Raw genomic sequence first — 3,306 nt, forward strand, 5'->3', positions numbered from 1 at the left:
ACCCCGAGCCGGGGGGCGAATCCGCTCAGCCGACGCTCGGCCGCAGTCCATCGGCGGAGCCGCTGCTGACGAGGATGCGTGGGGCGTGATCGCCCGAGGCCAGGAAGGCGTCCATGGCCGCCAGATCTTCCTTTACGCGCGCGACCAACTGAGCCAGCGGCCGTCAGGCATCGGCTGTTCGCCGCCGCCGGTGCGGAACTGATCGGCGATGCGCCGCCAAAGGGATTTTCCCGACGCCTGGCCGCCGGCGCGCACCGGGCGGATCTCGCCCCGGTGAGCCGCGCGTTCTGCTCGAGCTCGGGGCATCTCCATCACGCCATTGAGGTACATGCCTTTGGCGCGCGTGATCTTGCGCTCAATCTCCTAACGCTGGACGCCCCGAAGAATGGGCGGCGGGCGACTTGTTGAGCCTTTGCTGAGAACCTAGTCGGTGCGACGTAAGCGGCGCTCCGAGGGCACCTTCCAGGCCTGAATCGAAGCAATGACAATGGCGATCTCGCTCGGGGACGAGATCCGCATGTCTAGTTTTGACCCTACGCACGACCTTACGCACGAACCCAAGCCGACCGTGGTCCGACGGCTGGAGGTGATCACAGGCATCGGCGGGCGGCGGAAGTGGTCGGTCGACGCGAAGGCCGAGATCATGTTGGAGGCGCTGGCGCCCGGCGCGACGGTGTCGGAGGTCGCGCGCCGCCACGATCTGCGGCCCCAGCAGGTGTTCGGCTGGCTGCGCGAAGCGCGCAAGGCCGGCCAGCCGGCGCCGGCGCCGGCGTTCGTGTCCGTGGTGGTCGAGCCGGAAGCGCCGGCGGCGCCCACCCCGAAGAAGCGCCGCAAACCGCGGGCGGGCGGCGGCATCGAAATTGAGATCGACGGCGTGGTGGTGCGGATCGACCGCGGAGCGGAGGCCAAGACGATCGCGGCAGTGATCCAGGCGCTGAAGGCCGGCCAGTGATCCCGGGATCGGGGCCGCCAGCGGGCGTGAAGGTGCTGGTGGCGACCAGACCGGTGGACTTCCGGCGCGGCATGGATGGCTTGGCGCGGGCCGTGAAGGAGGATCTGAAGGCCGATCCGTACTCGGGCGTGATCTACGTCTTCCGAGCGAAACGGGCCGATCGGATCAAGCTGCTCTACTGGGACGGATCCGGCCTGGTGCTCTACGCCAAACGCCTGGAACAAGGCGGCTTCCGGTGGCCGCAGATCACCGACGGCGTCATGCGGCTGAGCGCGGTGCAGCTGTCCGCCCTCGTTGCCGGAATGGAGTGGACGCGGGTGATGGCGCCGCGGCGGACACGGGCGCCGCAGGAGGTGTCCTGATCACTGCGGCGAGATGACTCAGGGCGCACGTGGGGGCGCCTCAACGGCCTCGGAATATGGTCTGCTTGGCCTCGTGGAAACGCCGCGCGACATGGACGCTGAGGCCCTCTGGGAACTGCTCCAGGCGGAGCGCGCGCGCCACGCCGCCGAGCTCGCGGAGCGTGACCGCAAGATCGCCGCCCATGAGGACGCCCGCGCCGCCGACCACGACCTGATCGCGCGACTGAGCCGGATCATCCGGGACCTCCAGCGCACCACCTTCGGGGCTCGCTCGGAGAAGCTTGATCCCGATCAGCTCGCGCTGGCGCTGGAGGAGCTCGAGCAGGAGCTGGCCGGCGCTGAGCTGCGTCTGTCGTCACCGGCCGAGAAGGCGGCGAGCGCCGCCAAGCGGCGGGCCAACCGCGGATCCCTGCCGGCTCACCTGCCGCGCGTCGAACAACTGATCGACATCGAGGACAAGACCTGTCCGTGCTGCGCCGGCGCCCTGCACCGGATCGGCGAGGACGTGGCTGAGCGGCTGGACGTGATCCCGGCGACCTTCCGGGCCCTGGTGATCCGCCGGCCCAAGTACGGCTGCCGGAGCTGCGAGGAAGTGGTGGTGCAGGCCCCCGCGCCGACGCGTCTGATCGAGGGCGGGCTGCCGACGGAAGCCACTATCGCCCACGTCGTCGTCGCCAAGTACGCCGACCACACCCCGCTGTATCGTCAGGCGCAGATGTACGCCCGCCGCGGCGTCGTGCTCGACCGCTCGACCCTGGCGCACTGGACCGGGACCGCCGCCGAGCTGCTGAAGCCGTTGCACGCACGGATGCTGGAAAAGCTGAAGAGCTCGGGAAAGCTCTTCGCCGACGAGACCCGAGCGCCGGTGCTGGACCCTGGGCGTGGCCGAACCAAACTCGGACAGCTGTGGGCCTACGCTCGCGACGACCGCCCGTGGGGTGGGCCCGCGCCGCCGGGCGTGGCCTTCGTCTACGCCGGTGACCGGGCGACCTCGTCGCCGGCGAAACATCTGGCTGGCTACCGCGGCGTCCTGCAGACCGACGGCTACAGCGCCTACAAGGCCCTGGCCAAGCAGGGAGCTGTCGAGCTCGCCTTCTGCTGGGTCCACACCCGCCGCTACTTCCACAAGCTGCTCGATGAGAAGAGCCCGGCGAAGACGCCCATCGCCGCCGAGACCATCGCCCGCATCCAACAGCTCTACGCCGTCGAGGCCGAGATCCGCGGCCGATCGGCGGAAGAACGCCGCGCCGTGCGTCAGGAGAAGAGCGCGCCGATCCTGGCCGACCTGAAGACCTGGCTGAGCGCTCGCCTCGAACTGATCAGCCAGAAGGGCGATCTCGCCAAGGCCATCCGCTACGTCCTGACCCACTGGGACGGGCTGACCCGCTTCGTCGACGACGGCCGCATCGAGCTGGACACCAACACCGTCGAACGCGCGATCCGACCGCTGGCTCTGACGCGGAAAAATAGCCTCTTCGCGGGCAGCGAAGGCGGAGCTGAACACTGGGCGGTGCTGGCGTCGCTGATCGCCACCTGCAAGCTCATCAGCGTCGAGCCTCAGGCCTATCTCGAAGACGTCATCACCAAGCTGATCAACGGCCATCTGCAGAGCCGTCTCGACGAGCTGCTGCCGTGGGCCTACGCCTCGGACGCCGGCGCCTCGGCTCTCGCGAAGAGCTTGTAGAACAGCGCCTCGGCCCGCTTGAGGCCCTCGTCCGTGAACCACACCGACTTGGCCTTGCCCCGCGGGCTATCAATGAGCCCCTTCTCATAGAGCCGGTCCATCGCGCCCCAATCAAACGTCTTCCAGGCGCGCGCCGCGCCCGTAAACCGATCTCGCTCGCACAGCCCCAAGAAAAGCAGCGCCAGCACGGCGTCGTCGATCCGATCGGAGTCTATCGCTGGCTCTGGATGCATGGAGGCCTCCGCCCCCCATACCCTACGTCCGATCGGGCAGACCGACGATCACCGTGGTCTCGGCGCGCCGCTTAC

At 68.8% G+C, this 3,306-nt stretch carries 4 protein-coding genes; 3 read left to right on the forward strand and 1 reads right to left on the reverse strand.

Annotated features, from left to right (window positions below; genetic code table 11):
- Positions 1–487: 487 nt before the first annotated feature.
- From tnpA to tnpC, 3 genes are all read left to right on the forward strand, one after another.
- Positions 488–952: an IS66-like element accessory protein TnpA gene (tnpA, locus tag ACSQ2B_RS26675; RefSeq protein ID WP_436047500.1), complete on the forward strand. Its 465-nt coding sequence runs from the start codon at positions 488–490 to the stop codon at positions 950–952.
- On the forward strand, positions 949–1,314 hold the full coding sequence (tnpB, locus tag ACSQ2B_RS26680; protein ID WP_436047501.1) for an IS66 family insertion sequence element accessory protein TnpB: 366 nt from the start codon (positions 949–951) through the stop codon (positions 1,312–1,314). The genes tnpA and tnpB overlap by 4 nt, the downstream gene beginning before the upstream one ends.
- 91 nt (positions 1,315–1,405) lie before the next feature.
- Complete coding sequence (gene tnpC, locus ACSQ2B_RS26685; RefSeq protein ID WP_436047503.1) at positions 1,406–2,998, forward strand: IS66 family transposase; 1,593 nt, start codon at positions 1,406–1,408, stop codon at positions 2,996–2,998.
- Here tnpC and ACSQ2B_RS26690 read toward each other — a convergent pair.
- Positions 2,953–3,231: a DUF6429 family protein gene (locus tag ACSQ2B_RS26690; RefSeq protein ID WP_436047505.1), complete on the reverse strand. Its 279-nt coding sequence runs from the start codon at positions 3,229–3,231 to the stop codon at positions 2,953–2,955. The two genes, tnpC and ACSQ2B_RS26690, sit on opposite strands and share 46 nt — an antisense overlap.
- Positions 3,232–3,306: the final 75 nt, after the last annotated feature.

It is taken from the genome of Phenylobacterium sp. LjRoot225 (assembly GCF_964252855.1).
Classification (GTDB): domain Bacteria; phylum Pseudomonadota; class Alphaproteobacteria; order Caulobacterales; family Caulobacteraceae; genus Phenylobacterium.

Bases quoted from the DNA above. Each gene is read 5' to 3' on its own strand.
- tnpA (WP_436047500.1), top strand. From the start codon at position 488: ATGGCGATCTCGCTCGGGGACGAGATCCGCATGTCTAGTTTTGACCCT.
- tnpC (WP_436047503.1), top strand. From the start codon at position 1,406: ATGGACGCTGAGGCCCTCTGGGAACTGCTCCAGGCGGAGCGCGCGCGC.
- ACSQ2B_RS26690 (WP_436047505.1), bottom strand. From the start codon at position 3,231: ATGCATCCAGAGCCAGCGATAGACTCCGATCGGATCGACGACGCCGTG.